We start from the raw sequence: 25,737 nt of genomic DNA, 5'->3' as shown, positions 1-25,737 counted from the left end.
TTTCGTCCCTCAGACCGGTTTCTTGCCGAACACGCGGATGTATTCCTCGACGCCACCCTTGGCGAGCGCCTTGGCCTGTTTCACCCAGTCCTCGCGCTCGATGCGGCCGTGGAAGGAAAGATAGCCATCAACCCACTCGCGCTCGGCTTTCTTCCACGACGCCACCTGGGCATAGGTGAAGATACCGAGTTCATGCAACGTGGCCGCGATCTTGGGGCCTACGCCGGAGATCAGTTCGAGATCATCGACGGCGGCCGGCTTCGAGATACCCTTCGGCCGGTTCTTGTCTTCGAGCGAGGGCTTGGCTGGGGCCGCCTCCTTCTTTGCCGGCGCCTTCTTCGGCGCAGCGGCGATCTCAGCCTTCACCGCGGCTGGCTTGGCTTCAGCCTTTGCCCTAGGAGCCTTGACGCTTGCTGCGTTTTCAGCGGCCGGAGCGGCCTTGACCTTGGATGGCGTCTTCACCGCTGGACTGGTTTCAACGGCATCGGTCTTCGGCTTGGCAGCGTTGGAGGGTGGCACAGCTGCGGCCTTGGCCGGTTCGGCGACAACAGCGGGCGCTTCCTTGGTGGTTCTGGCGGCAGCCTTGCTAGCCTTGTCGCGCGTGCTCTTGAGGATCGCCTTCTCGTCGGCAAGCGAGGAGAAGCCGCTGATCGGCGCTGAGAAATAACGGCCATTCTGCGGGCCTACCGGCACGGAATGTCCCTTGCCCGCCTCGAAATCGTCGATGATCTCGGCAAGCCGCTCGGGAGTCAGATCCTCGTAGGTGTCCTTGAAGATCATGACCATCGGCGCGTTCACGCAGGCGCCGAGGCACTCGACCTCCTCCCATGACAGCGTACCGTCAGCATTGGTATGGAACTGGTCGTGGTGGATCTTGGAGCGGCAGACATCCATCAGCTCTTCGGAGCCACGCAGCATGCAGGGCGTGGTGCCGCACACCTGGACGTGGGCGCGGGTGCCGACCGGCTTCAACTGGTACTGCGTATAGAAGGTGGCGACTTCCAGCCCACGGATATAGGGCATGCCAAGCATTTCGCAGATCGACTCGATCGCCGCCTTGGTGACCCAGCCCTCTTGCTCCTGCGCCAGCATCAAAAGCGGGATGATGGCCGACTGTTCACGGCCCTTCGGATATTTGGCGATCCATTTCCTGGCCGACGCCGCATTCGCCTTGTTGAAGGCGAAGGAAGCTGGCTGGACGCTTGCATCTGCGAGACGACGGACTGACATTTAGCGGTCAACCTCTCCGAACACGATGTCGAGGGAGCCGAGGATGGCGGTGACGTCGGCCAGCATGTGACCGCGGCACAGGAAATCCATGGCCTGCAGGTGCGCGAAACCAGGCGCGCGCAGCTTGCAGCGATAAGGCTTGTTGGTACCGTCCGAGACGCAGGAAGACGCCGAATTCGCCCTTCGGGGCTTCGACGGCCGCGTAGACCTCGCCGGCCGGCACGCGATACCCTTCGGTGTAAAGCTTGAAGTGATGGATGAGCGCTTCCATGGAACGCTTCATCTCGCCACGCTTCGGCGGCACCACCTTGCCGTCGATGTTCGACACCGGCCCAGCGCTCTCCTTGCCAAGCAGGAGATCGACGCACTGGCGCATGATGCGAGCCGACTGGCGCATCTCTTCCATGCGGATGAGATAACGATCGTAGCAGTCGCCGTTCTTGCCGATCGGAATGTCGAATTCCAGCTCGGAATAGCACTCATAGGGCTGCGACTTGCGCAGGTCCCATGCAGCGCCCGAACCACGCACCATCACGCCTGAGAAACCCCAGGCCCAGGCATCGGCCAGCGAGACGACGCCGATGTCGGCGTTGCGCTGCTTGAAGATACGGTTGGGGGTGAGCAGGGCGTCGAGATCGTCGATCGACTTCAGGAACGGATCGATCCACCTGCCGATGTCCTCGATCAGCTGCTTCGGCAGATCCTGATGCACGCCGCCCGGACGGAAATAGGCGGCATGCATGCGCGAGCCGGAAGCCCGCTCGTAGAACACCATCAGCTTTTCGCGCTCGATGAACCCCCACAGCGGCGGGGTCAGCGCGCCAACGTCCATGGCCTGTGTCGTCACATTGAGGATGTGCGACATGATGCGGCCGATCTCGGAATAAAGCACGCGGATCAGCTGACCGCGCTTCGGCACCTCGATGCCAAGCAGCTTTTCCGCGGCCAGGGCGAAAGCATGCTCCTGGTTCATCGGCGCGCAATAGTCGAGCCGGTCGAGATAAGGCACTGCCTGCAGATAGGTCTTGTGCTCGATCAGCTTCTCGGTGCCGCGGTGCAGCAGGCCGATATGCGGATCAACGCGATCAACCACCTCGCCATCCAGCTCCAGCACGAGACGCAGAACGCCGTGCGCGGCCGGATGCTGCGGGCCGAAGTTGATATTGAAGTTGCGAACTGAGGTCTCAGCCATTTGTTTTCACAGACCTTGCTGCCTAGAGCGCCTTCACGAGCTGAGCCACGACATACGCGGTGGCGCCGGCCAGAACCAGCCACAGCACCTTGCGCAAGATCGAGCCGCCAGCCGCTTTGCCGCCGGTCATTGCTTCGCCTTTTCATCCCCTGGCAGCACGTATTCCGTGCCTTCCCAGGGCGAGAGAAAATCAAAACTGCGGAATTCCTGCTTCAGCTCCACCGGCTCGTAGATCACGCGCTTGGCCTCGTCATCGTAACGAACCTCGACGAAGCCGGTGAGCGGGAAGTCCTTGCGCAGCGGATGACCGTCGAAACCATAGTCGGTCAGGATGCGGCGCAGGTCTGGATGGCCGGAGAAAAGCACACCATAGAGATCGTAGGTCTCGCGCTCGAACCAGTCGGCACCCGGCCAGACAGTGGTCACGGACGGAACCACGGTCTCCTCGTCGGCATGGGCCTTGAGGCGGATTCGCAGATTCTGCTTTGGCGACAACAGGTGATAGACCACATCGAAACGCAAAGCCCGCGACGGATAGTCGGCGCCGGAAACGTCGATGATCGAAATGAACTGGCACTTGGCATCGTCGCGCAGGAAGGTTGCCGCCTTGACGACGTCGGCGGCATCGACCAGCACAGTCAGTTCGCCATAGGCAAGAACGCTGTCGATCACCGTGGCGCCGAGCTTGTCCTTGATATGCGCTGCAAGGTCGTTGAGGGCTTCACTCATGATCGCTTACCGTTCGATCGTGCCGGTGCGGCGGATCTTCTTCTGCAGAAGAAGCAGGCCGTAGAGCAGCGCTTCAGCAGTGGGCGGGCAGCCGGGCACATAGATGTCGACCGGCACGACGCGATCGCAGCCGCGAACCACAGAATAGGAATAGTGGTAGTAGCCGCCGCCATTGGCGCAGGATCCCATCGAGATGACGTAGCGCGGCTCCGGCATCTGATCATAGACCTTGCGCAGTGCAGGCGCCATCTTGTTGGTCAGCGTGCCGGCGACGATCATCACGTCCGACTGGCGCGGCGAAGCGCGCGGCGCGATGCCGAAGCGCTCGCTGTCATAGCGCGGCATGGCGCTGTGGATCATCTCCACCGCGCAACAGGCCAGGCCGAAAGTCATGTACATCAGCGAGCCGGTGCGCGCCCAGGTGATCAGCGCCTCGCTCGAGGTGACGAGGAAGCCCTTGTCGGCAAGCTCGTTGTTGATGTCCAGGAAGAACGGATCGTCCGAACCGATCGGCTTGCCGGTGTTCGGATCGAGAATGCCTTTCGGCTTCGGCGCGACGAGCGTGCCGGAACTGTCATTCAATCCCATTCCAGCGCTCCTTTTTTCCATTCATAGGCAAAGCCGATGGTCAGCACGCCGAGGAACACCATCATCGACCAGAAGCCGAGCATGCCGATCTGGCCGAAAGAAACCGCCCACGGGAACAGGAAGGCCACTTCCAGATCGAAGATGATGAAGAGGATCGACACCAGGTAGAAGCGGATGTCGAATTTCATGCGGGCATCGTCGAAGGAGTTGAAACCACACTCGTAGGCCGACAGCTTTTCCGGGTCCGGATTGCGGTAGGCGACCAGGAATGGCGCCACGATAAGGGCAAGGCCGACGACCAGCGCCACACCGATGAAGAGGACGATGGGCAGATACGAACTGAGGAGTGCGTTCATGCTGCGACTTTCCATTGGTGGCTGATCCACCTGATACAGCACATGACCCTGGCGCGGAAGCACGTGGGTTCAACCGCTGAACCGATTTACGGGCCCATGCTGCAATGCGGCGACGGTTAGCGCAGCGCATTCGGCGAAGCAAGTCAAACCTTGTTCAAAATGCGACTGTGGACGCCTCTTCCAGCAAAACTGGTCCGATCGGCTCCCGTTTGATTTCCTTCACTTTTTACTCCACTTTTCTCTCCTGACAGGATCGGCGGCCAAACCCTGCTAGCATGGGTGGAATCGCCGGCAGCTCCGGCTCACTCCAACAGTCAAAATGTCGTCAGGATGAAAGACAGGATCTCGCTCAGAACAGCCCGTCGCATCGCACTTGCAGCACAAGGCTTCGCCGACCCGCGACCAGTTGGCACACCCGACCGCCGTCACCTCGGCCGCGTGCTTTCGCGCACCGGCCTTTTGCAGATCGATTCCGTCAGCGCGGTGGTGCGCGCGCATTACATGCCGCTCTATTCGCGTCTCGGCCCCTACCCGATGTCCATGCTCGACGAGGCGATGGCGCCGGGCCGCAAGCGCCAGTTGTTCGAGTACTGGGCGCATGAGGCTTCGTTGCTGCCGGTCGAGACCTATCCCCTGATGCGCTGGCGCATGGAACGCGCCGGGCGCGGTGAGGAAATGTATCTGGGCCTCGCCAAATGGGGCTGCCAGAACACGTCGATGATCGAGGAGATCTACCGGGAGGTCGAAGCCCGTGGTCCCATCGCCGCTTCCGAGATCGAGGGCCACAAAGGCAATGGTGGCTGGTGGGGCTGGAGCGCCGCCAAGCACGCATTCGAATGGTTGTTCTGGGCCGGGCGCATCACCACGCATTCGCGCCGCGGCTTCGAACGCCTCTACGACCTGCCTGAGCGCGTGCTGCCACAGGCCGTGCGTGACTTGCCTGTCCCCTCTCCCGAGGACGCGCATCGTGAACTGCTGCGCCTGTCGGCGCGTGCACATGGTGTGGCAACGTATTCCTGTCTCCGTGACTACTTCCGGCTCGCACCGCACGACACCAAGGGGCGGCTTGAAGAACTGGTCGAGGACGGCGAACTGATCCCGGTTCGCGTCGAGGGATGGGACAAGCCGGCCTATCTGCACAAGGACGCGCGCCAGCCGCGCAAGGTCGAAGCGCGCGCCCTGCTCGCCCCTTTCGATCCGCTGGTGTTCGAGCGCAGCCGCGCCGAGAACCTGTTCGACTTCCGCTATCGCATCGAGATCTACACGCCGGCCGACAAGCGGCAGTACGGCTATTACGTGCTCCCCTTCCTCTATGACGAGAAGATCGTTGCCCGCATCGACCTCAAGGCCGACCGGCCTGCCAGCGTGCTGCGGGTCCATGCGGCCTATGCCGAACCCAGCGCGCCACCGGAAACCGCGGCCCAACTGTTCGAAGAACTGAAGCTGATGCAAGACTGGCTTGGCCTTGAACGTATCGAGATAACGCCTGCTGGCGATCTCGGCCCGGCGCTCGCCGATATTGCCATGACCGCAAGGGCGGCCTGACAATAAGCAAAGGAGGCGCCGCAGCGCCTCCTCATCTGCCACACTCTATCCGGCCTACTGGAACATGCCCTTGGGTGTCTCGCCCTTCAGGAAGGGTTCGGTGAAGGCGGAGAGCAGCGCCGGCTGGGTAATGACTGCCGTGTGCGACGTTGCCGGCATGACGGCAAGACGCGAAGCGGCAAGCGGCTTGCCCATGTCGCCCATGGCGCCGCCGCCAAGCAGCCGGAACAGCGCAACCGAGTGTTCGAGCGTAGCCACATCCGCGTCACCGCTGATGACCAGCACCGGCATCTTCAGCGCCTTCACGTCGGCCTCCCACGCCATCGGCTCCTTTTCGAGCTGGATCAGCTTGGCAACCAGAGCGGGGAACCCGTCCGGATTGGCGGCAAGCTTCTTGTATTCGGCGGCGAAAGGCATGTTGACGAACATCTCGACGTTCATCTGCGGGACGAAGGCGGTGAATTCGGGCTGCCAGCCCTTGGCATCATAGGCGACGGATGCGGCAACCAGTCTGTTGACCTTTTCAGGATGGCGGATGGCGAGTTGCAGGCCTGCTGCCGCGCCCATCGAGTAGCCGAAGACATCCGCCTTCTTGAGCCCCACCTTGTCCATGAAGCCGGCGACATCGTCGGCGAGATTGGGATAGGTGATCGGCCGGTCGATGTCGGTTGTGCGGCCATGTCCCTGGAACTCCAGCGCATAGACCTTGTGGGTCTTGGCCAGCATCGGGATGATCTCGCCCATCGAGGGGATGTTCATGTAGGCGCCGTGCAGGACGACCAGCGGTTCGCCCGCGCCCGATACTTCGTAATACATCTGCATGCCGTTGACCTCGACACGATCGCCGGCGGGTTCGGTCCCGGCAAAGGCGGGACTGGCGAGAACAAAGGCAGCGGCAACTAGCAATGCGCGGAACATAGGGGTCTCCGTTGGTTGTCTCATGCGTTTTCGGTAACGCTGACAATAAGACGAAGCAGCGTTTCGCATTCCGACATGGCCAGACAAAATTTCTGTCTGGCGGCTGGCGACCAGCAGCGAGGCAGTGTCACTCTCGTCACGTCTCCGAATCTTCGAATGCCCAACGGCCAACCGAAAGACTGCCCCATGCCGCACGAACCTGCTGCGCAATTTCGAGCTGCAACTCCGGCAGACGTGGCTTTGGTCCGCGACATCGTGCGCGCGGCCTACTCGAAATGGATCCCGGTGATCGGCCGCGAACCGAGTCCGATGAAAGCCGACTATGACGAGGCCCTGCAAAAGCACCAGTTCACGCTGCTCTACCTGGGCATCGAGATCGCCGGCTTGATAGAGACCGTCCAGGAAAACGATCATCTCTGGATCGAGAACGTCTGTGTCTTGCCGGCTCAGCAAGGAAAAGGGCTCGGCAAAGTGCTGCTCCATCATGCCGAAGAAATGGCTCGCCAGGCAGGCCACAACGAAACCCGGCTGCTGACCAACGCCGCGTTCGAAGCCAACATCGCACTCTATGAGCGCCTGGGTTACGTCATCACCGAACGGGAGCCATACATGGAAGGCACCACGGTCTATATGCGCAAGCGTCTCGCACTTCATCTCTGAACCGCCAGCCGTTCGAGCACCCGCATGAAACGCGTCTTGATCACCGGCATGTCCGGAACCGGCAAATCGGCCACGATCCGGGAACTGGCTGCACGTGGCCATGCCGCCTACGACCTTGATACGCCGGAGTGGTCACACTGGATCGAAGCCGCTCCTGGCGACACACTGACGCCCGGAGACGGCAAGGATTGGGTGTGGCAGCTCGACAAGGTTCGCGTGCTGCTTTCCCGACCACGTGACGAGGCACTCTTCATCAGCGGCTGTGCCGAGAACATGGACGAGCTTTTCCCGCTGATCGACACGATCGTCCTGCTCTCTGTGCCGATCGATACGGTTATGCAACGCGTGTCCGCGCGAGCGCCGGGCGGATACGGTCATGTCGATGAGGAACGACGCAGGATTGGCGAATTGATCGCAATGATCGAACCGCTGCTTCGGGAGTCGGCCGACCACGAGATTGATTCCAGCGCACCGGTCGAAAAGACCGTCGACCAGATCCTTCAGTTGGTCTGGCGACACCCGAGCCCTTAGGTGGAGCAGGTCACGAGCTCGCACAATCTGTATCAGGCCCGCAGGAGAGCGTCCGTATTGATAGCCGCGAGTTCTTCGAAATATTGCCTCAGCGTACTGGGCTCGCGTCCGAGAATGGCGCGCAGGGTCAGGCTGTTTCCGGCAGAGCCGAACGCCGTATAGGATTCAAATACGCGTGCCAGTTGAGCCAGCGCCTCGCCTTCGAAAGGCGGTTTGGCGGCTGCCGCCCATGCCTCGAAGCTGAGTTCCACCGGTTCGATCGCGCGTCCAAGCAAGGCGCCCATCAAGGCGGCGATCTCGATGCGGTTGTGCATCCCATCGGCTGCAAGCTCGAAAGAGCCATAGGCAAGCTGATCGCCTGTCAACGCCTTGGCCACCACTTCAGCGACGTCGCGGTAATCGACACGCGCCAGCCGCGCCGTGTTCGAAAAGGGTTCCGCGAAGACACCATCACGAACCACGGCCTGCCATGCCGGGGCGATGTTCTGGAACAGCGTCGCCGGGTACAGGATGGTGTAGTCCAGATTGGAACGCAGCAACGCCTCCTCCACCGGCAGTTTGCTGGCATGATTGGCCAGTCCGTTAGCCGGATGGATGACGGACGAAAACACGAACTTGCCAATTCCCGCGCGTTTCGCCGCATCAACCATGGCAATGCCGAGTGCCGGTTCGTCCGCAACAAAGGGCGGGCCGACATGATAGACCCCATGAACCCCCTTGAGCGCGCCGTCGAGACTTTCGGCATCGCGCAGATCGCCATCCACGATTTCCAACGCGCCATTGTCGCGTGCCGCGCGCGCGGCGACCTCGTTGCGCACCAGCGCCCGCACGATGACACCGCGCCGGGCAAGTTCCGCCGCGACATAGCCACCGCTGCGGCCGGAAGCGCCCACCACGAGTACGGTTTTCCTGTTCGGATCAGACATCGATTTTCCTGACATGTTGGAACCACTTGCCGGAACATCGATCTATCGACAGCCGATTGGTAGATGGTCAATTCGTGATATGGTCTCTCGAAAATCGGAGAACCATTATGGATCGGTTTGGTGATGTCGAGGCGTTCCTGGCGATCGTCGAACGCGGCAACCTGTCGGCAGCTGCCCGTCATCTCGGCCGTTCTCTCCAGGCGGTCAGCCGTTCACTGGCAGCCCTTGAAGGAAGTGTGGGCGTCGAACTCGTGCACCGCACGACCCACAAGGCGCAGCCCACCGAGGCGGGATATGACTTCTACCAGCGGGTGAAACCGGCGCTTCTGGAAATTGTCGAAGCCAGGATACAAGCTGGCAACCGCAGCGCAGAGCCAACCGGACTGCTCAGGATTGGCGGACCGGAACTGCTGGGGCCCAGTTATCTCATCCCCATCGTCGCACGTTTCATGGAAATGCACCCCAAGCTCGAAGTAGAACTCAGCCTGTCGAACCGCTTCGTCGACCTAGCCCAGGAAGGGCTCGACCTTGCCATCCGCATTGGCGAACTGGCGGATTCCGACTTGAAGGCGCGCCGGCTCGGCGTCATGCGCCGGGTCGTCTTCGGCGCGCCATCCTATTTCGGCAAACACGGACGGCCACGCCACCCACGCGAACTCGCCGAACATCAATGTATCTTCCGCAACACCGATCGTGATGCCGGCGCCTGGCAATTCCAGGAAGGCGGCAAGCCATTGAGCGTGAAAGTTGGCGGACGGCTGCATCTCGACAACGCGGCCGCCAGCCACGCGGCGGTTGCCATTGGCCTCGGCATCGGCCGCGTGCCACTCTGGCAAATCCAGGATCTCGTCGACAGCAACACCGTCGAGGTGATTCTGGAGGGCTTCGAGCAGCCCGCGATTCCAGTCCACATCGTCTGGCCAGCAGCTCGCCTGCCACTCGCAAAGACACGACTTTTCATCGACTTCCTGGCAGCCAATCTGCACATTCAAAGTCGGGAACGTGATTGCGTCGTGGCGTGATGTCGGCTCGGTGGCCCAACCGCACCATCACGCTTGCGACGCGATCCGCCGTTGCGGCGCGTTGACAGCGCCGCCTGCCCAAGCCTAAATCCGGCAAAGACGGTCTCCTCCCTTCACCGGGAGGAGCGAAGAGGGAATGCGGTGCGAGGCAAAGCTTCAAGTCCGCGGCTGTCCCCGCAACTGTGAGCGACGAGCCAAGGCCGATAGCCACTGGGATTTCCCGGGAAGGCGGCACCGAGGCAGCGACCCGCAAGCCAGGAGACCTGCCGTCAAACCAAGAATCCCAACGCCTGGCGGGTGTCCCGGGCAAGGAGCCTGATTTGGATCGCAGCGATAGTTTCTCGGCCGGGACGACGAGTGTGACGGCGGATGTCGAAACCGCCCCCGTCACCATCATCGTCTGCTCGTCCTGTCGGGACGAGAGCGGTTCGGATGCCCATCCTCGTGCCGGCACGCTGCTGGCCGAAGCCACGAGGACTGCCGCCCGGGGCAACCAGACCATTCAAGTGCGCTCGGTCGAATGCCTGGGTAACTGCAAGCGCCGCCTCTCAGCAGCACTGCTGCGCAACGATTGCTGGAGCTACGTCTTCGGCGACCTGACGGTTGAATCAGGTTCCGACCTCGTGACTGGCGCAGAGCTTTTCGCAACGTCGCAGGATGGTCTCATCCCATGGCGTGGCCGTCCCGATTCCCTCAAGCGCGGCCTCGTCGCGCGTATCCCTCCCCTCGCTGTGTTGAAGGACCAGATATGACCGCTTCCGTTTCCCGCGTACCTTGCACCGTCGTCACCGGCTTCCTCGGCGCTGGCAAAACGACGCTGATCCGCAATATCCTCGAGAACGCAAAGGGCAAGCGGCTGGCCCTCATCGTCAACGAATTCGGTGACGTCGGCGTCGACGGCGAGATCCTCAAGGGCTGCGGCGTTGAAAGCTGCCCGGAGGAGAACATCGTCGAACTCGCCAATGGCTGCATCTGCTGCACGGTCGCCGACGATTTCGTACCGGCGCTCGACCAGATCCTGGCACGCACGCCGAAAGTCGACCACATCCTGATCGAGACGTCCGGCCTCGCGCTGCCGAAGCCACTGGTGCAGGCCTTCCAGTGGCCGACTGTGAAAAACCGCGTGACCGTCGACGGCGTCGTCGCCGTGGTCGACGGCCCGGCTCTGGCTGAAGGTCGCGTCGCCTCGGACATGGACGCGCTCGCCGCGCAGCGTGCCGCCGACGATTCACTCGACCACGACGATCCGGTCGAGGAGGTGTTTGAAGATCAGGTCGCCTGCGCCGACCTGATCATCCTCTCCAAGAACGACCTGCTGGATGCGGCCGGTGCTGCCCGCGCCAATGCCGTTCTCAGCGAGCATGTTGGCCGCGCGGTCAAGGTGGTGCCGACCGCACAGGGCAAGGTCGATCCGTCCGTGCTGCTCGGCCTCGGTCTTGCCGTCGAGGACGATATCGAAAACCGCAAGAGCCACCATGACGGCATGGGCGACCATGAGCATGACGACTTCGACACCTTCGTCGTCGAGATTCCTGCAGTTGCCAACCCGGATGATCTCGCTCGCCGTGTCGCGGAAGCCGCGGACAAGGAGAATGTGCTGCGCGTGAAGGGGTTCGTCGAAGTCGATGCCAAGCCGATGCGGCTCCTGCTGCAGGCGGTTGGACCGCGTGTGAACCACTACTATGATCGCGCCTGGACGGCAGACGACGACCGTCGCTCGCGGCTGGTGGTGATTGGCCTCAAGGGTCTCGACCGCCCGGCCATCGAGAAGATCCTGGTGGGATAAACCTTGCATATCCTGACCACCACCTCCGCCTCGCTCGACGATATCGCCGAGCCGGTAGACTTGCGCCAGCAGCCGGCGGAGATGGTGGCGCTGTCTTTCACCGACAGCGATCTGGCCGGATTGGCGTCCGGCTGGCAGGCGGATGCCGCCGCCCTGCCCTCGATGCGGCTGGCGGCATTGCGCGACCTTCGCCACCCGATGTCCGTCGATCTGTGGATCGACAGCGTTGCGCAGCACGCCAAGGTGATCCTGGTGCGTATCCTGGGCGGCTACGACTGGTGGCGCTACGGCTGCGACCAGCTTGCGGCAACAGCCCGCGCCAGGGGAATCAAGCTGGCGCTGCTGCCCGGCGAATCCCACGACGAGGATGCGCGCCTCACCGAAGCTTCCACCCTGCCCGCGGACGAACTGGAAACCCTGCTTGCCTATTTCCGCCAGGGTGGACCGGCCAACATGTCTGCGCTGGTCAGCCGACTGGCTGGGCTTTGCGGCCACGATCGCGCTGTTCTCCCGCCTGTCGAACTGCCCAAGGCAGGTTTCTATCAACCCGGCGTTGGTGTCGTGGACGCGCTTCCTCCGATCGTCGCCGGCAAACCGGCCGTCCCCATCCTCTTCTATCGTTCGATGCTGCTCGCGGCCGATGCCGCCCCCATCGATGCCCTGGCCGGAGCTCTGGAGGTGCGCGGTATCACGGCCGTACCCATCTTCGTGCCCAGTCTGAAGGACCAGGCCTCGCTGGGTTTCGTGGAAAAGACACTCGGCGCTCTGAACCCGGCAGCCATCGTCACAGCCACCGCATTCGCTTCCGGCGCGGAACCGGGAGCCGAAACCTTGTTCGACCGTGCCGGGGTGCCGGTGTTCCAGGTCATCGTCGCCACGACACGCCGCGACGCCTGGGAGACCAACCAGCGTGGCCTGGCACCGGCCGATCTTGCCATGCATGTGGTGCTGCCGGAGCTGGACGGCCGCATCCTCGCCGGCGCGGTTTCCTTCAAGGCCGAAGTGGCGGCCGATTCGGCGCTTGCCTTCCGACCTTTCGCCAACAGGCCTGAACCCGATCGCGTCGAGCGCGTCGCCGACCGCATTGTGGCTCATATCCGGCTGCAGCAGGCGGAACCCGCTGAGAGACGCGTCGTCATCCTCATCCCCGATTATCCCAGCGCGCCCGGACGCACCGGATACGCTGTTGGCCTCGACGTGCCCTCTTCCGTGCTCTCCATGCTGCACGACCTTAAGGAAGACGGTTACACGGTTGAGAAGATTCCTGAATCCGCGCGCGCTTTGCTCGACCTCCTGGAACAAGGTGGCGAACATCTTGATGCCGAGGACTACGCAACGCTCTCCGAAAATCTGCCGATCGACGCGCGCCAGGCGGTGGTCGATGCATGGGGCAAAGCTTCGTCAACCGATTTTCCTTTCCGCGCCGCCAGCTTCGGTAACGTTACCGTAGCTCTGGCTCCGGATCGTGGCCGCTCCGCCGACCGGCGCGCCGACTATCACGACCCGACGCTGCCACCGCGCCACGAACTGGTCGCCTTCGGCCTGTGGCTGCAGAAATCGCTTGGCGTGCACGCGATCATCCATGTCGGCGCACATGGCACGCTGGAATGGCTGCCCGGCAAGACGGTTGCCCTGGGCTCGAACTGTTTCCCAGAAATCGTCACCGGCGCGTTGCCGGTGATCTATCCTTTCATCGTCTCCAACCCAGGCGAGGCGGCGCAGGCCAAGCGTCGCATCGCGGCAGTCACACTCGGTCATCTGCCACCCCCATTGACCGGCGCAGGCCTGGACGACCACCAGCAGGAACTGGAGCGTCTCGTCGATGAATACGCGCAGGCCGACGGGCTCGACCGCCGCCGGCGCGACCGGCTGGCCAGGCTGATTGTCGAAACCGCGGCTAAAACCGGCCTTGCCTCGGAAGCCGGCGTCGCCAAAACCGATGCGCCCGACGAAGCGCTACGCCGCATCGATGCCTGGCTGTGCGATCTCAAGGATTTCGCGGTCAAGGACGGCCTGCACGTTTATGGTCGTGCTCCGGAGGGCGAAGCAGATCCGCTGCGCCTGCAAAGCGCGGCCAACGAAAAGACGGCGTTGCTCGCGGCGCTCAATGGCCGCCACGTCACTGCGGGCCCAGCGGGCGCGCCTGCTCGTGGCCGCAGCGATGTCCTGCCGACCGGGCGCAACCTGTTCACCGCCGATCCGCGTACCATGCCAACGCCGACCGCATTCGATCTCGGCAAGGCGGCAGCCGACGAAATCGTGGTCAGCTACATGCAAGGTCATGGCGACTGGCCGCGGGCCCTGGTCATCGACCTCTGGGGCTCCGCATCCTTACGCACCGGCGGCGAGGAAATTGCGCAGGGGCTCGCGCTGATGGGTTGCCGGCCGCAATGGGATGCCGCCACTGGTCGCGTTATAGGTATCGAAGTGCTGCCGCCAGCCACGCTTGGGCGGCCGCGTGTCGATGTCACCTGGCGCATATCGGGCCTGTTTCGCGACATGTTCCCCACCCAGATCGCCCTGATCGATGCGGCGGCACGCGCAGTCGCCCAGCGTGACGAGGACGACAGCGAAAACCCGCTTGCGGCGGCAACGCGTGCAGCAGGCCGGGTCGAACCGCGCATTTTCGGCTCCTCGCCGGGCACCTATGGCGCCGGGCTGGAGGCGATGCTTGCCAGCGGCGAATGGGATCGTCGCGAGGAACTTGGCCGCGCCTATCTCGAAGCCGCCTCGCATGCCTATGGCGGGGCTGAAGGTGAAGGCTCCGCCGCGCCCGGCGCCTTTGCGGGGCGCATCGCCGAGGCTGATCTGCTTGTCCACACGGGCGACGATCCGGGTCGCGACATCCTCGAGGGTTCGGCCGACGTCGCTTTCATTGGCGGCTTCTCCGCGGCGCTTGCCGCGCTCGGTAAAAGTGCGGACGTCATCGTTCTCGACACGACCGATCCCGCAAAACCCAAGCCACGCTCGGTATCGGAGGCGGTGACACGCGTGGTGCGGGCCCGCGCCATCAACCGCCGCTTCATCGAGGGCCAGATGCGGCACGGCCCGCGCGGTGCGTCGGAATTCGCCGAGACGGTCGATCGCCTGATCGGCTTCGCCGAGACCACCCATGCCATTGCCGGCAATCTGATCGGTGCCGTGCACGATGCCTACCTCGGCGACGACGAGGTACGGGCATTTCTGCTGGCCGAGAACCCTCGCGCTGTCAAATTCATCGCCGAGCGCTTCCAGTCGGCCCGGCGGCGCGGCCTGTGGCACCCACTGCGCAATTCGGTCGACGACGACCTTGCTGCTTTGATCGCTAAAGCCCAAGGCCATGAGCCAAAGGGAGCGGAGGCGGCGGAATGAACGCCTTCCAGCGCCGCGGTGCCTGCCCCGCCTTGTCGACGCCGATGCAGACCGGCGACGGGCTTTTGGTGCGCCTCAACCCGGTTGCTGGAGGACTTTCTCCCAAGGCCCTGATCGGACTCACGGAATCCGCCGCACGGCACGGCAACGGCATCATGGAAGTCACTGCCCGAGGTTCGATCCAGATCCGCGGCCTGGCCCCTGCGAGCGCCGGCCAGCTGGCTGCGGAAGTAAACGCCTTGGGCATCGCTGTGCGAACCGGCGTTCCTGTCGAAACCGGCCCGCTGGCCGGTTTGGATGCGCAGGAAATTGCCGATCCGCGCCCGCTGGCTGAAGCGATCCGCCAGGCGATCGCAAAAACGGACCTGGCAGGCAGGCTCGGACCGAAGGTCTCCATCGTCGTAGACGGTGGCGGCGCCATCAGCGTGGATGCGATCCTGGCCGACATCCGGCTCGTCGCGGCCAGGGGCATCGGCAACATGAGATGGCATCTAGCGATTGGCGGCACCGCGGCCACCGCGCGGCCGCTGGCTTTGCTGGATGAATCAGACGTATGCGATAGAGTTCTAGCGATCCTCCAGGCCATTGCGGCGATCGGACATGAGGGACGCGCGCGCGACTTGAGCGCCACATTTTTGCCAGCCGACGCCACTGCAGCGACACATCAGCAAAGCCGTCGAGGCGATTCTGCTCTCATCGGAATCCTTGCCCTGGCCGACGATACCCACGCCGTCGGCATCGCCCTGCCCTTCGGTTCGATGCCTGCGGAAAGGATCGCACAACTCTGCCTGGAAGCACACGCACGCGGCGCCGACGAAATCCGCCCGGCACCGCGGCGCACCCTGCTGTTCCGGATACCAGGCGAACAAGACTGTTTCGATTTGCAGCAGGCCGCCCACGGGCTCGGCTTCGTAACAGAAACCGGCGATCCGCGCCTGCATATAGCAGCCTGCCCCGGCGAGCCTGCCTGCGCCTCCGGCCGGATCGCGACACGCGAAATCGCCGAAACGGTTGCGTCCAGCCATGCCGGTTTGCTCGACGGCTCGTTCACCCTGCATGTTTCCGGTTGCGCCAAGGGCTGCGCGCATCCTGCAACGGCAGCGCTCACCCTGGTCGGCGGCGAAAACGGAGCCGGACTTGTCGTGGACGGGACGGCGAAAGCTCTTCCGCCCCGATACAGCCCGCGATATGAAGCCGCGCGCGGCATTGGCCGCGTCGCCGCGCTGGCAGGCAGTGCCAGGCGCGGCAACGAAACCGCCGCCACCTGCCTTGCCCGGTTGGGTGAAGCGGCGATCACCGACGCCTTCGCGAGATTGGGTACGGATTGAGTATGGCCGCCTATGACTACATCCACGACGGCAACGCCATCTATGAGCGTTCCTTTGCCATCATCCGCACTGAGGCCGACCTGTCGCGCTTCTCGGAAGCCGAGGCCGACATTGCCATCCGCATGATCCATGCCTGCGGCCAGGTCGAGGCGGCCAATCATTTCGTCTTCTCGCCGGATTTCGCCACCGCCGCCCGTGATGCGCTCAAGGCAGGCGCGCCCATCCTGTGTGACGCCGAAATGGTGTCGCATGGCGTCACCCGCGCCCGCCTGCCGGCCGGCAATGACGTGATCTGCACTCTGCGCGATCCCCGTACCGCCGACATCGCCAAGGCGATTGGCAACACGCGTTCGGCTGCGGCAATCGACCTCTGGACCGACCGGCTTGCAGGTGCGGTGGTAGCCATCGGCAATGCGCCAACGGCATTGTTCTACCTCCTGGAGAAGCTGCGCGACGGCGCACCCAAACCGGCCGCGATCATCGGCATGCCGGTGGGATTTGTCGGCGCCGCCGAATCCAAGGATGCCCTGGCCGAAAACTCCTATGGCGTGCCCTTCGCCATCGTGCGTGGCCGGCTGGGCGGCAGTGCCATGACCGCTGCCGCGCTGAATTCGCTGGCGAGGCCTGGCCTGTGAGCGCGTCGGCGAAAGGCCGCCTCATCGGCGTCGGCACCGGTCCCGGCGATCCTGAACTGATGACGCTCAAGGCTGTGCGTGCGCTGGCCGAGGCCGATGTCGTCGCGCATTTTTCCAAGCGCGGCGCCAACGGCAATGCCCGCACCATCGTCGGTGCACATTGTCGGGCAGACTGGATCGAACTGCCGCTGGTCTACCCGGTCACCATTGAGATCGACAAGGACAGCGACGACTACAAGGCGGCGATCACCGGTTTTTATGAGGAGTCGACGATGCGGGTCGCCGAGCATCTCGACCAGGGTCGCACGGTCGCCATCCTCTCCGAGGGCGATCCGCTCTTTTATGGCTCCTACATGCATCTGCACGTACGCCTTGCGCATCGTTACCCGACCGAGGTCATTCCCGGCGTGACGGCCATGTCCGGCTGCTGGTCGGCCAACGGCCTGCCGATCGTGCAGGGTGACGATGTGCTGACCGTCCTGCCCGGCACCATGAACGAGTTCGAACTGACCCGGCGGCTTGCCGACACCGACGCTGCGGTCATCATGAAGGTAGGCCGCAACCTGGCGAAAATTCGCCGCGCGCTGGACGCCACCGGCAAGCTCGCACGCGCCGTCTATGTCGAACGCGGCACGATGCCGGGTTCGGTGTCGATGCCATTGCAGGACAAGCCGGACGACAAGGCGCCCTATTTCGCCGTGGTGCTGGTGGCCGGCTGGTCCGGACGCCCGGAGGCAAGCCTGTGAGCGGCCGTCTCTTCGTCATCGGCCTCGGCCCCGGCAATGCCGACCAGGTCACACCGGAAGCAAACCTTGCGGTCGCTGAGGCCGAGTTCTTTTACGGCTACAAACCCTATGTCGACCGGCTCGAGCTGAAGCCGCACCAGACCCGGATCGCTTCCGACAATCGCGAGGAACTGGCGCGCGCCAAGGAGGCGATCGTCAAGGCGGCGCAAGGCCATGCAGTGGCTGTCGTCTCTGGTGGCGATCCTGGCGTCTTTGCCATGGCGGCCGCCGTGTGCGAAGCGATCGAGGATGGCCCTGCCGAATGGCGTGACATCGACCTGCAGATCGTGCCGGGCGTCACCGCCATGCTCGCCGTAGCCGCCCGTGCCGGCGCACCGCTCGGCCATGATTTCTGTGCCATTTCGTTGTCCGACAACCTGAAACCCTGGGATCTGATCGAACTCAGATTGCTGGCGGCAGCCGGTGCCGGCTTGGTGATCGCCCTCTACAACCCGATCAGCAAGGCCCGCCCCTGGCAGCTTGGTCGTGCCTTCGAGGCACTCGCCGCTATTTTGCCGGGTACAACACCGGTGATTTTCGGTCGCGCCGCCGGCCGTCCCGACGAGCGTATCGAAGTTGCTTCGCTCGCCTTCGCCCGGGCAGATATGGCGGATATGGCAACCTGCGTGATCATCGGATCGCCCGAAACCCGTGTCATCAAGCGCAACGGCAAACCAGCGCTGGTCTACACACCGCGCTCGGCGACGGGACGCAGGGAATGATCGACCATCGCAAGCAGTTCCACGATGCCGGCCGCCGAAGGCACCGTCGGCAGAACCGGCCTGCGGATCATAACCACCTCGATACCAAGCGCTCGCGCCGCGGCGATCTTGCCGTAGGTCGCCTCGCCACCGCTGTTCTTGGAAACGATGACGTCGATGCGGTGTTCGATCAGCAGTCGATGCTCATCCGCCTCATCGAAAGGCCCGCGAGCCAGCAGATAGTCGACACCGGGAATACCGAGCGGTGGCTCGACCGGGTCGACGCTGCGCAGGAGATAGTGGTGATGGGCAGCCGCTTCGAAGACGCCAACGTCCTGGCGCCGAGCGCCAGGAAGACACGCCGAGCGGCGGGACCGAGCGCGACGGCGGCATTTGCAGCACCATCCACTTCCGTCCAGCGGTCACCTTCCCGTCGTTCCCAGCCGGGGCGGCGCAACGCCAGGATCGGCACACCGGCAAGTCGCGCGGCTTTGGCCGCATTGGTGGAAATGCGCGCCGCGTAGGGATGCGTCGCGTCGATCAGCAGATCGGTCTGGTTGTCCTTCAGATAGGCGGCGAGGCCGTCGGCGCCGCCGAAACCGCCGGCACGCATCGGCACAGGCTGGGCAACCGGGTTTTCCGTGCGCCCCGCCAGCGAAAGGGTCAACTCAACATCGGGTCTTGCCGCCAATCGACCGGCCAGTTGCCTGGCCTCGGTGGTTCCGCCCAGAATGAGAATACGGTGGGACATCATGCCTGCTGAGAAAGAAACGCGCGCCGTACCAGCCTGGCTCGCCATTGTCGGCATCGGCGAGGACGGTGTAGCGGGTCTGGGCGACGAGGCCAAGCGACTGATCGCGGAGGCCGAGTTCGTTTTCGGCGGCAAGCGCCATTTCGATCTCGCCGGCTCACTTGTCACCGGCGAGATGCACCAGTGGCCGACACCTTTCGATCCGCAAATGGAAGCGGTTCTCGATCGCGCCGGCCGACGCGTCTGTGTGCTTGCTTCCGGCGATCCATTCTTTCACGGCGTCGGTGTGACGCTGGCACGCAAGGTCGCCGCCGCTGACATGGTGGTGGTGCCTGCGCCCTCCTCCATCTCGCTCGCAGCCTCACGACTTGGCTGGGCACTGCAGGAGGTCGAGACGATTTCCCTGCATGGTCGCCCGCACGACCTGATCCGGCCGTTGCTGCAGCCCGGCGCCCGGATCCTGGCATTGACCTCTGACGGGACAGCACCGTCCGGGCTGGCGACGCTGCTTGCCGAGCTTGGCTTCGGCCCGTCCAGGCTGACCGTTCTGGAAGCACTGGGTGGCCCGGACGAGGTCGTCCGCGGCGCGAGAGCCAGCGATTTCAATCTCAAAAACATCAATCCGCTCAATGTGCTGGCGCTCGAAATTGAATCGGAAGCGCAGGCGCGGATCCTGCCACTCGCCTCCGGTCTCTCCGACGATCTCTTCGAAACCGACGGCCAGATCACCAAGCGTGAAGTGCGCGCCATAACGCTGTCCGCGCTGGCGCCACGCCGGGATGAGGTCTTGTGGGACATCGGCGCGGGCTCCGGTTCCATCGCGATTGAATGGATGCTGTCGCATCCCTCGCTGAGCGCCCTTGCCATCGAGGCCAATGCCGAGCGCGCCGAGCGCATTCGGTACAACGCCACGGCTTTTGGAGTACCGGGACTGACGGTGATCGAAGGCGAGGCACCGAAAGCACTGGCTGGCCTGCCGGCACCAAATGTCATCTTCATCGGCGGTGGCGGCACCGATGCCGGTGTCTTCGATGCGGCACTGAAGGCACTGCCGCCTGGTGGTCGCTGCGTGGCCAATGCCGTCACCCTGGAGATGGAAGCGCTGCTGGTCGCCCGTCAGGCGGAGTTGGGCGGCACGCTGACCCGCATCGCCATTTCACGCGCGGCACCCGTCGGCACCATGCAGGCCTGGCGGCCAGCCCTGCCGGTGACGCAATGGAGCTGGATCAAGCCATGATCGTCGCGGGCATCGGCTGTCGCAAGGGCGTGGACGCGGCCGGCGTTCTGGCGGCGGTCGACGCAGCCCTTCTCAGTCATGACCTCGATCGCTCTGCGCTTTCCGCGCTCGCCACCACCACTTTCAAGCGCGATGAGGCTGCCATCTTTGCCGCCGCGGACCTGCTCGGCCTCGAGGTGATCGTCGTTGAGGACGCTGATGCGGGCAACACCCAGGCCGGGCTTACCCGCTCCGATACTTCCCTCGCCATTGCCGGTTCACCATCCGTATCGGAAGGCGCGGCACTCGCGGCGGCGGGCAAAAACGCGCGACTGCTTGGACCGCGCCTCATAACAGGCGCTGTTACCTGCGCCATCGCTGTCAACGGAGCCTCGGCATGACCGTGCATTTCATCGGCGCTGGTCCGGGCGCTGCCGATCTCATCACCTTGCGCGGCGCGAGGCTGCTCGCATCCTGCCCCGTCTGCCTCTATGCCGGCTCCATCGTGGCACCGGAACTGCTGGACCATTGCGCGCCCGGCACGAGACTGGTGGACACCGCTCCGATGTCGCTGGACGAAATCGAGGCCGAGTATGTTGCCGCCGACAAGGCCGGGCAGGACGTGGCGAGGCTGCACTCCGGCGATCTCTCGGTATGGAGCGCCGTCGCCGAGCAGATCCGTCGCCTCGAACGCAACGGCATTGCCTATACGCTGACCCCCGGCGTGCCGTCCTTCGCCGCAGCCGCGGCAGCGCTAAAGCGTGAACTGACCATCCCGGAAGTGGCACAAAGCCTGATACTGACCCGTGTTTCGGGCCGTGCCTCCAAGATGCCGCCGGGTGAAACCTTGTCGGCCTTTGGCCGCACCGGCGCAACGCTGGCGATCCACCTCGCCATCCACGCCATCGAGCAGGTGGTGACGGAGTTGACCCCGCACTATGGCGGCGATTGTCCCGTCGCCATAGTCTTTCGCGCCACATGGCCGGACGAGCGCGTCATCCGCGCGACCTTGGAAACTGTAGCAGCCGCACTGGCCGCCGATCCGATCGAGCGCACCGCGCTGATCTTCGTCGGGCGCTCGCTGGCAGCCGAGGACTTCACCGAAAGCTCGCTCTACGACGCCTACTACCAGCGCCGTTTCAGGAACCGGCTATGATGCTTTCCGCGACGCTCGAAAAGCTCACCGCACACAAGCCAAAGCTCGAGCCCGGCCATGTCTGGCTGGCCGGCTCCGGCCCGGGCGACCCCAGCCTGCTCACCTTGGAAGTGCTCTCCGCACTCAGCCAGGCCGATGCGCTGGTGCATGACGCGCTTGTCTCGCAGGAGATCATCGACGTCGCCGGGCAGGCTGAAAAATTCTATGTCGGCAAGCGCGGCGGCCGGTTGTCCATCCCGCAGGGCGAGATCAACACGCTGCTGGTGAAGCTCGCCAGGGAAGGCCGCAAGGTGGTTCGGCTGAAAGGCGGTCACCCTTATGTTTTCGGACGCGGCGGCGAGGAAACGCTGGCGCTGACCGAAAACGGCATTCCTTATCGTGTCCTGCCGGGCGTGACGTCCGCTTTCGGCGGGCTGACCTCGGCCGGCATTCCGGCGACCATGAGGGGCATCAACGGCGCCATCATCCTGGCGACCGGCTTTGCCGCGGTCTCCGACGACCGCCCGGACTGGCAGGCGCTCGCCCGCACCGGCCAGCCCATCGTCATTTACATGGGCCTGACCCACATGGAAGCGACCGTCGCCGATCTGCTCGCCGGCGGGCTGGCATCCGACACGCCGGCCGCCCTGATCGAGAACGCCACGCTGCCGCAGGAACGCACCGTCGTCGCCACCCTCGGCACGCTGGTGGATGCGGCCGCACGGGAAGCGATCGTTTCACCGGCACTCATCATCGTTGGCGGTATCGTCGCCATGCGCGAAAGATTGGCGGCCAGATCATGAGCGCCATCATCGTCGGCGCCCCGCGTTCCGGCTCGGGCAAGACCAGCGTCACCATCGGCATCCTGCGCGCGCTGGCAAGGCGCGGCGTGCGCGTGCGCGGTGCGAAATCCGGCCCAGACTATATCGATCCCGGCTTCCATGCCGCCGCCACCGGTCTTCCCGGCGTCAATCTGGACAGCTGGGCGATGCCGCCTTCCCTGCTCAACGGCCTTGCGGCACGCGCTGCCGGCGATGCCGAACTGGTGGTGCTGGAAAGCGCCATGGGGCTTTTCGACGGCATTCCGTCGCCAGACGGCCGCACCGGTTCGGCAGCCGACCTTGCTCGACTCTACAGACTGCCGGTGCTTCTGGTGCTCGACGTATCCGGCCAGTCGACGACAGCGGCGGCAATCGCCAAGGGCTTTTCCTGCTACGACCCCAATGTGAGCATCGCCGGCGTCGTGCTCAATCGCCTCGGCAGCGAACGCCACCGCAAGCTTTGCGCCGATGCCATCGAAGCTCTCGGCTTGCCTGTGGTGGGTGCCATCCAGCGCGATTCAGCCCTTGCCTTGCCCGAGCGCCACCTTGGTCTCGTTCAGGCCAGCGAGCATGCGGAGTTGATGTCGCATCTCGACCGGCTGGCCGACATGGCCGAAACCTCGCTCAACCTCGACGCGATCATGGCCCTGGCCGCGCCGCTGCAACCGGCAATCGGTGATTTCAGCGCGGCACTGCCGCCACCTGGCCAGCGCATCGCATTGGCCGAGGATGCTGCCTTCACCTTCGTCTATCCGCACGTGGCAGCACATTGGCGCGACGCCGGCGCTGAGATCGTGCCTTTCTCGCCGCTCGCCGACGAGGCGCCGGATGCAAGCTGCGATGTCTGCTGGCTGCCGGGCGGTTATCCGGAATTGCATGCCGGCAGGCTCGCCGCCGCCGGGAGATTCCGCGGCGGCATGCAGCACTTCGCGGCATCAAAACCGATCCATGGCGAGTGCGGTGGCTTCATGACGCTGGGCACAGCGCTCGAAGACGCCGACAGCGTCACCCACCCGATGCTCGGGCTGCTCGGTCATTCGACATCCTTTGCCAGGCGCAAGATGAATCTCGGCTATCGCGAAGCCCGGCTTAGGAGCGATTGCGCCCTTGGACCAGCCGGCACGGTCGTGCGCGGCCATGAATTCCACTATGCACAGGTGACAGACGCTGGTTCGGATGAACCGCTTGCCGAGCTTGCCGACGGGCTGGGCAATCCGCTTGGCGCTTCCGGTGCGCGGCGCGGCCTTGTCAGCGGCACGTTCTTCCACGCCATTGCGGTGAACCCATGAGCACCAGCCCAACCCCGGCCAGGACCGCCACCGACATCGCGCTGTCGCTGGTCTTCTTCACGCGGCTGCCGTTGCCGGTTCTGGATTTCGGCGACCGCAAGCTGGCCGACGCGATCTGGGCAGCCCCGATCGCCGGCGTGGTGGTGGCGATCGTCGGCGCGGCCACCTTCACGCTGGCGACAAGCTTCGGCGTTGCGTCCGGCCCAGCCGCCGCGCTTGCGCTGGCTGCCATGATGCTGTCGACCGGCTCCCTGCATGAGGACGGGTTTTCCGATGTCGCCGACGGCTTCGGCGGCGGCCGCACGCCGGAGCGCAAGCTGGAGATCATGCATGACAGCCGCATCGGCGCCTATGGCGCCTCCGCGCTCGGCTTGAGCATCCTCATCCGCTGGAGTGCCTTGGCGGAGTTTTCCAGTGGCTGGTCCGCCTTGCTTGCGCTGGTCGCCGCCCATGCCGCTTCGCGCGGCCTGCTCGGGGCTTTCCTGCACTGGCTGCCCTCGACCACCGCCGAAGGTCTCTCTTCCCGCATCGGCACGGTTTCGCTGGGCACCGCGCAGGCGGGCATCATCCTCGGTGCCATCGCGCTGCTGGTGCTGGGCTTTGGTGGCGCACTTGCCGCCGCCGCCCTGCTCGGTTTGGTCTTCCTTTGTTTTCGCAAGCTCTGCCTCAGCCAGATCGGCGGTCATACCGGCGATGCCGCCGGTGCCCTGCAGCAGCTTTGCGAAATCGCCGTACTCATCGTTGCATCCGTCGCACTCACCTGATTCCGTTTCGGAGACAAATCCGTCATGCCCTTCAAATCACTCGATGAACTGCGCGCAGCCTGCCGCGATCTGTCGACCGGCAGCGAGGCGGCCGCGGCTGCGGTCGCCCGCCGCCAGGACACGTTGACGAAGCCGCAAGGCAGCCTGGGCCGCCTGGAAACGATCGCCGCCTGGCTGGCGCGCTGGCAGGGCCGCGACATGCCGAGGCTCGATCGGGTGAAAGTGTTCGTTTTCGCCGGCAACCATGGCGTCACCGCCCAGGGTGTCTCGGCCTACCCTTCCGAAGTCACGGTGCAGATGGTGGCCAATTTCGCCCATGGCGGCGCGGCCATCAACCAGCTTGCCCGGGCGACCGGTGCGGAGCTCGATGTCATCCCACTCGACCTCGATCATGCGACAGGCGACTTTACCCAGGATGTTGCCATGGATGAAGCGGCTTTCCTCGCCGCGGTCTCTGCCGGCTATGATGCCGTGGACGCGGATCTCGATCTGCTCTGCCTGGGCGAAATGGGCATCGGCAACACCACGCCGGCGGCGGCGATCTCTGCTGCCCTGTTCGGCGGCGGCGCCGAGAAATGGACAGGTCGCGGTACCGGTGTCGACGATGCCGGCCTAAGGCGCAAGGTCGTTGCGATCGAAGCTGGACTGGACCGTCATGCCGCGGTGCTTGCCGACCCGCTGAAGGCGGCGGCCGCTCTCGGCGGCCGCGAACTGGCGGCCATCTTCGGCGCCACACTTGCCGCGCGTCACCGCAACGTGCCGGTGCTGCTTGACGGCTTCGTCTGTACCGCGGCAGCGGCCCCCCTGGCCAAGCTGCATGCCGCAGGCCTTGCCCACACCCTTGCTGCCCATGTCTCGGCGGAAGCAGGCCATCGCGGCCTGCTGCAGGCGCTTGGCCTGACACCGCTGCTCGATCTTGGCATGCGGCTTGGTGAGGGGTCCGGCGCCTGCCTCGCCGTCAATCTCGTCCGCTCGGCGCTGGCCTGCCACGCAGGCATGGCAAGCTTCGCGGAAGCAGGTGTTTCGGAAAAATAGCCGGATGGCAGGCAGCGTGTCCTCCGGGCGCCGTGGCAAGCCTCCAGCGCGGCATTGCCAACGCGCGGCTTTTCGGAGAATCTCCAATGCTCAGGAACTTTCGCCCTGGCTGCTGCTTTCTGACCGACGGCATGGAGATTTTCGATGGCGATGAAGCACTTCGCAACCTGCGCACTCATGGCGGTCCTGGCGATTGGCCTGAGCGCGCCAACCTTCGCCGGCGAGAAGAAGCGCCATCACAAAAAGCAGCGTGTTCATCACGAGGAGCGTTACGTGCCGGCCGGACGCACCGTTGTCGAAATGCTGTTCGGCGGCCCGCGCTATTACGACAAACAGATGTTCACGACGGCTGTCGGCCCTTGCGCCTATCACCGCGTCGGTCCTGACGCCAATGCGGTCAATGACATCAACGACCGCTATTGCGGGAAGTAGTTGTGCTTTCG

Annotated in this window: 25 protein-coding genes, 2 pseudogenes and 1 riboswitch; of the genes and pseudogenes, 19 read left to right on the top strand and 8 right to left on the bottom strand. The window is 64.1% G+C overall.

Annotated features, from left to right (window positions below; translation table 11 throughout):
• Positions 1-9: 9 nt before the first annotated feature.
• The 5 genes and pseudogenes from ACFJIU_RS07895 to ACFJIU_RS07875 all read right to left on the bottom strand — a co-directional run bounded on the left by ACFJIU_RS07895 (position 10) and on the right by ACFJIU_RS07875 (position 4,095).
• The gene (locus tag ACFJIU_RS07895; protein ID WP_379069629.1) at positions 10-1,230 is read right to left on the bottom strand and encodes an NADH-quinone oxidoreductase subunit E; all 1,221 of its coding nucleotides are present in this window, start codon (positions 1,228-1,230) and stop codon (positions 10-12) included.
• A pseudogene (locus ACFJIU_RS07890) lies at positions 1,231-2,422 on the bottom strand (NADH-quinone oxidoreductase subunit D).
• Positions 2,423-2,548: 126 nt separating this feature from the next.
• Complete coding sequence (locus ACFJIU_RS07885; RefSeq protein WP_379069626.1) at positions 2,549-3,151, bottom strand: NADH-quinone oxidoreductase subunit C; 603 nt, start codon at positions 3,149-3,151, stop codon at positions 2,549-2,551.
• Between the two features lie 6 nt (positions 3,152-3,157).
• Positions 3,158-3,739: an NADH-quinone oxidoreductase subunit B gene (locus ACFJIU_RS07880; RefSeq protein ID WP_326892764.1), complete on the bottom strand. Its 582-nt coding sequence runs from the start codon at positions 3,737-3,739 to the stop codon at positions 3,158-3,160.
• Positions 3,730-4,095 carry an NADH-quinone oxidoreductase subunit A gene (locus ACFJIU_RS07875; RefSeq protein WP_129414490.1) on the bottom strand — a complete coding sequence of 122 codons (366 nt, stop codon included), beginning with the start codon at positions 4,093-4,095 and terminating at the stop codon, positions 3,730-3,732. Before ACFJIU_RS07875 ends, ACFJIU_RS07880 begins: the two co-directional genes overlap by 10 nt.
• A gap of 330 nt (positions 4,096-4,425) precedes the next feature.
• On the opposite strand from ACFJIU_RS07875, the gene ACFJIU_RS07870 reads away from it, so the two are divergent.
• Positions 4,426-5,640 carry a winged helix-turn-helix domain-containing protein gene (locus ACFJIU_RS07870; RefSeq protein WP_379069622.1) on the top strand — a complete coding sequence of 405 codons (1,215 nt, stop codon included), beginning with the start codon at positions 4,426-4,428 and terminating at the stop codon, positions 5,638-5,640.
• Between the two features lie 54 nt (positions 5,641-5,694).
• On the opposite strand, the gene ACFJIU_RS07865 is transcribed toward ACFJIU_RS07870, so the two are convergent.
• Positions 5,695-6,558 carry an alpha/beta fold hydrolase gene (locus ACFJIU_RS07865; RefSeq protein WP_379069619.1) on the bottom strand — a complete coding sequence of 288 codons (864 nt, stop codon included), beginning with the start codon at positions 6,556-6,558 and terminating at the stop codon, positions 5,695-5,697.
• A gap of 186 nt (positions 6,559-6,744) precedes the next feature.
• Between ACFJIU_RS07865 and ACFJIU_RS07860 the strand changes: the two genes are divergently transcribed.
• Together ACFJIU_RS07860 and ACFJIU_RS07855 are read left to right on the top strand one after the other, a co-directional pair.
• Positions 6,745-7,218 (top strand): GNAT family N-acetyltransferase, encoded by a 474-nt coding sequence (locus ACFJIU_RS07860; protein ID WP_379069616.1) that lies wholly within the window; start codon positions 6,745-6,747, stop codon positions 7,216-7,218.
• A 24-nt stretch (positions 7,219-7,242) separates the two neighbouring features.
• Positions 7,243-7,749 carry a shikimate kinase gene (locus ACFJIU_RS07855; protein WP_379069614.1) on the top strand — a complete coding sequence of 169 codons (507 nt, stop codon included), beginning with the start codon at positions 7,243-7,245 and terminating at the stop codon, positions 7,747-7,749.
• Positions 7,750-7,781: 32 nt separating this feature from the next.
• Here the strand turns inward: ACFJIU_RS07855 and ACFJIU_RS07850 are convergent, their stop codons facing one another.
• On the bottom strand, positions 7,782-8,675 hold the full coding sequence (locus ACFJIU_RS07850; RefSeq protein WP_379069612.1) for an NmrA family NAD(P)-binding protein: 894 nt from the start codon (positions 8,673-8,675) through the stop codon (positions 7,782-7,784).
• A 107-nt stretch (positions 8,676-8,782) separates the two neighbouring features.
• On the opposite strand from ACFJIU_RS07850, the gene ACFJIU_RS07845 reads away from it, so the two are divergent.
• From ACFJIU_RS07845 to ACFJIU_RS07810, 8 genes are all read left to right on the top strand, one after another.
• Positions 8,783-9,697 (top strand): LysR family transcriptional regulator, encoded by a 915-nt coding sequence (locus ACFJIU_RS07845; RefSeq protein WP_379069609.1) that lies wholly within the window; start codon positions 8,783-8,785, stop codon positions 9,695-9,697.
• A gap of 83 nt (positions 9,698-9,780) precedes the next feature.
• Positions 9,781-9,983, top strand: a riboswitch (cobalamin riboswitch).
• 34 nt (positions 9,984-10,017) lie between these two features.
• Positions 10,018-10,449 carry a DUF1636 family protein gene (locus tag ACFJIU_RS07840; protein ID WP_379069606.1) on the top strand — a complete coding sequence of 144 codons (432 nt, stop codon included), beginning with the start codon at positions 10,018-10,020 and terminating at the stop codon, positions 10,447-10,449.
• On the top strand, positions 10,446-11,483 hold the full coding sequence (cobW, locus tag ACFJIU_RS07835; protein WP_379069603.1) for a cobalamin biosynthesis protein CobW: 1,038 nt from the start codon (positions 10,446-10,448) through the stop codon (positions 11,481-11,483). The genes ACFJIU_RS07840 and cobW overlap by 4 nt, the downstream gene beginning before the upstream one ends.
• Positions 11,484-11,486: 3 nt before the next feature.
• Entirely contained in the window at positions 11,487-14,834 is a 3,348-nt protein-coding gene (gene cobN / locus ACFJIU_RS07830; protein WP_379069600.1) for a cobaltochelatase subunit CobN, read from the top strand.
• Positions 14,831-16,162, top strand: a complete 1,332-nt coding sequence (gene cobG, locus ACFJIU_RS07825; protein WP_379069597.1) for a precorrin-3B synthase — start codon at positions 14,831-14,833, stop codon at positions 16,160-16,162. Before cobN ends, cobG begins: the two co-directional genes overlap by 4 nt.
• A 2-nt stretch (positions 16,163-16,164) precedes the next feature.
• Complete coding sequence (locus ACFJIU_RS07820) at positions 16,165-16,797, top strand: precorrin-8X methylmutase (protein WP_379069594.1); 633 nt, start codon at positions 16,165-16,167, stop codon at positions 16,795-16,797.
• Positions 16,794-17,543 carry a precorrin-2 C(20)-methyltransferase gene (locus tag ACFJIU_RS07815; protein ID WP_379069592.1) on the top strand — a complete coding sequence of 250 codons (750 nt, stop codon included), beginning with the start codon at positions 16,794-16,796 and terminating at the stop codon, positions 17,541-17,543. Before ACFJIU_RS07820 ends, ACFJIU_RS07815 begins: the two co-directional genes overlap by 4 nt.
• Positions 17,540-18,304, top strand: a complete 765-nt coding sequence (locus tag ACFJIU_RS07810; protein WP_379069589.1) for a precorrin-3B C(17)-methyltransferase — start codon at positions 17,540-17,542, stop codon at positions 18,302-18,304. Before ACFJIU_RS07815 ends, ACFJIU_RS07810 begins: the two co-directional genes overlap by 4 nt.
• Here the strand turns inward: ACFJIU_RS07810 and ACFJIU_RS07805 are convergent.
• Positions 18,268-19,034 (bottom strand): annotated as a pseudogene (locus tag ACFJIU_RS07805) (cobalt-precorrin-6A reductase). The gene ACFJIU_RS07810 and the pseudogene ACFJIU_RS07805 overlap by 37 nt on opposite strands.
• A 1-nt stretch (position 19,035) precedes the next feature.
• On the opposite strand from ACFJIU_RS07805, the gene cbiE reads away from it, so the two are divergent.
• From cbiE to ACFJIU_RS07765, 8 genes are all read left to right on the top strand, one after another.
• The gene (gene cbiE, locus ACFJIU_RS07800) at positions 19,036-20,271 is read left to right on the top strand and encodes a precorrin-6y C5,15-methyltransferase (decarboxylating) subunit CbiE (RefSeq protein ID WP_379069586.1); all 1,236 of its coding nucleotides are present in this window, start codon (positions 19,036-19,038) and stop codon (positions 20,269-20,271) included.
• Positions 20,268-20,651 (top strand): cobalamin biosynthesis protein, encoded by a 384-nt coding sequence (locus tag ACFJIU_RS07795; protein ID WP_379069584.1) that lies wholly within the window; start codon positions 20,268-20,270, stop codon positions 20,649-20,651. The genes cbiE and ACFJIU_RS07795 overlap by 4 nt, the downstream gene beginning before the upstream one ends.
• Complete coding sequence (gene cobM / locus ACFJIU_RS07790) at positions 20,648-21,406, top strand: precorrin-4 C(11)-methyltransferase (protein WP_379069582.1); 759 nt, start codon at positions 20,648-20,650, stop codon at positions 21,404-21,406. Before ACFJIU_RS07795 ends, cobM begins: the two co-directional genes overlap by 4 nt.
• Positions 21,403-22,188: a uroporphyrinogen-III C-methyltransferase gene (gene cobA / locus ACFJIU_RS07785; protein ID WP_379069579.1), complete on the top strand. Its 786-nt coding sequence runs from the start codon at positions 21,403-21,405 to the stop codon at positions 22,186-22,188. The genes cobM and cobA overlap by 4 nt, the downstream gene beginning before the upstream one ends.
• The gene (locus ACFJIU_RS07780) at positions 22,185-23,495 is read left to right on the top strand and encodes a cobyrinate a,c-diamide synthase (RefSeq protein WP_379069577.1); all 1,311 of its coding nucleotides are present in this window, start codon (positions 22,185-22,187) and stop codon (positions 23,493-23,495) included. The genes cobA and ACFJIU_RS07780 overlap by 4 nt, the downstream gene beginning before the upstream one ends.
• The gene (locus ACFJIU_RS07775) at positions 23,492-24,259 is read left to right on the top strand and encodes an adenosylcobinamide-GDP ribazoletransferase (RefSeq protein ID WP_379069574.1); all 768 of its coding nucleotides are present in this window, start codon (positions 23,492-23,494) and stop codon (positions 24,257-24,259) included. Before ACFJIU_RS07780 ends, ACFJIU_RS07775 begins: the two co-directional genes overlap by 4 nt.
• A gap of 24 nt (positions 24,260-24,283) precedes the next feature.
• Positions 24,284-25,294 carry a nicotinate-nucleotide--dimethylbenzimidazole phosphoribosyltransferase gene (gene cobT, locus ACFJIU_RS07770; RefSeq protein ID WP_379069571.1) on the top strand — a complete coding sequence of 337 codons (1,011 nt, stop codon included), beginning with the start codon at positions 24,284-24,286 and terminating at the stop codon, positions 25,292-25,294.
• Positions 25,295-25,438: 144 nt separating this feature from the next.
• Positions 25,439-25,726: a hypothetical protein gene (locus tag ACFJIU_RS07765; protein ID WP_379069568.1), complete on the top strand. Its 288-nt coding sequence runs from the start codon at positions 25,439-25,441 to the stop codon at positions 25,724-25,726.
• Positions 25,727-25,737: the final 11 nt, after the last annotated feature.

Source organism: Mesorhizobium sp. UC74_2 (assembly GCF_042701485.1).
Taxonomy (GTDB): Bacteria; Pseudomonadota; Alphaproteobacteria; order Rhizobiales; family Rhizobiaceae; genus Mesorhizobium.
The sequence above is the reverse complement of the archived record's forward strand: the minus strand, read 5'-3'. Positions and strand labels throughout refer to the sequence as shown.

Excerpts from the sequence above, each read along its gene's own strand:
- cobW (WP_379069603.1), top strand. The coding sequence starts at position 10,446 with ATGACCGCTTCCGTTTCCCGCGTACCTTGCACCGTCGTCACCGGCTTC.
- cobA (WP_379069579.1), top strand. The coding sequence starts at position 21,403 with ATGATGCTTTCCGCGACGCTCGAAAAGCTCACCGCACACAAGCCAAAG.
- ACFJIU_RS07895 (WP_379069629.1), bottom strand. The coding sequence starts at position 1,230 with ATGTCAGTCCGTCGTCTCGCAGATGCAAGCGTCCAGCCAGCTTCCTTC.
- ACFJIU_RS07865 (WP_379069619.1), bottom strand. The coding sequence starts at position 6,558 with ATGTTCCGCGCATTGCTAGTTGCCGCTGCCTTTGTTCTCGCCAGTCCC.
- ACFJIU_RS07870 (WP_379069622.1), top strand. The coding sequence starts at position 4,426 with ATGAAAGACAGGATCTCGCTCAGAACAGCCCGTCGCATCGCACTTGCA.
- ACFJIU_RS07820 (WP_379069594.1), top strand. The coding sequence starts at position 16,165 with ATGGCCGCCTATGACTACATCCACGACGGCAACGCCATCTATGAGCGT.
- ACFJIU_RS07765 (WP_379069568.1), top strand. The coding sequence starts at position 25,439 with ATGGCGATGAAGCACTTCGCAACCTGCGCACTCATGGCGGTCCTGGCG.
- cobG (WP_379069597.1), top strand. The coding sequence starts at position 14,831 with ATGAACGCCTTCCAGCGCCGCGGTGCCTGCCCCGCCTTGTCGACGCCG.
- ACFJIU_RS07860 (WP_379069616.1), top strand. The coding sequence starts at position 6,745 with ATGCCGCACGAACCTGCTGCGCAATTTCGAGCTGCAACTCCGGCAGAC.
- cbiE (WP_379069586.1), top strand. The coding sequence starts at position 19,036 with ATGCCTGCTGAGAAAGAAACGCGCGCCGTACCAGCCTGGCTCGCCATT.
- ACFJIU_RS07885 (WP_379069626.1), bottom strand. The coding sequence starts at position 3,151 with ATGAGTGAAGCCCTCAACGACCTTGCAGCGCATATCAAGGACAAGCTC.
- ACFJIU_RS07795 (WP_379069584.1), top strand. The coding sequence starts at position 20,268 with ATGATCGTCGCGGGCATCGGCTGTCGCAAGGGCGTGGACGCGGCCGGC.
- ACFJIU_RS07845 (WP_379069609.1), top strand. The coding sequence starts at position 8,783 with ATGGATCGGTTTGGTGATGTCGAGGCGTTCCTGGCGATCGTCGAACGC.
- ACFJIU_RS07850 (WP_379069612.1), bottom strand. The coding sequence starts at position 8,675 with ATGTCTGATCCGAACAGGAAAACCGTACTCGTGGTGGGCGCTTCCGGC.
- ACFJIU_RS07875 (WP_129414490.1), bottom strand. The coding sequence starts at position 4,095 with ATGAACGCACTCCTCAGTTCGTATCTGCCCATCGTCCTCTTCATCGGT.
- cobM (WP_379069582.1), top strand. The coding sequence starts at position 20,648 with ATGACCGTGCATTTCATCGGCGCTGGTCCGGGCGCTGCCGATCTCATC.
- ACFJIU_RS07775 (WP_379069574.1), top strand. The coding sequence starts at position 23,492 with ATGAGCACCAGCCCAACCCCGGCCAGGACCGCCACCGACATCGCGCTG.
- ACFJIU_RS07880 (WP_326892764.1), bottom strand. The coding sequence starts at position 3,739 with ATGGGATTGAATGACAGTTCCGGCACGCTCGTCGCGCCGAAGCCGAAA.
- ACFJIU_RS07855 (WP_379069614.1), top strand. The coding sequence starts at position 7,243 with ATGAAACGCGTCTTGATCACCGGCATGTCCGGAACCGGCAAATCGGCC.
- cobT (WP_379069571.1), top strand. The coding sequence starts at position 24,284 with ATGCCCTTCAAATCACTCGATGAACTGCGCGCAGCCTGCCGCGATCTG.
- ACFJIU_RS07780 (WP_379069577.1), top strand. The coding sequence starts at position 22,185 with ATGAGCGCCATCATCGTCGGCGCCCCGCGTTCCGGCTCGGGCAAGACC.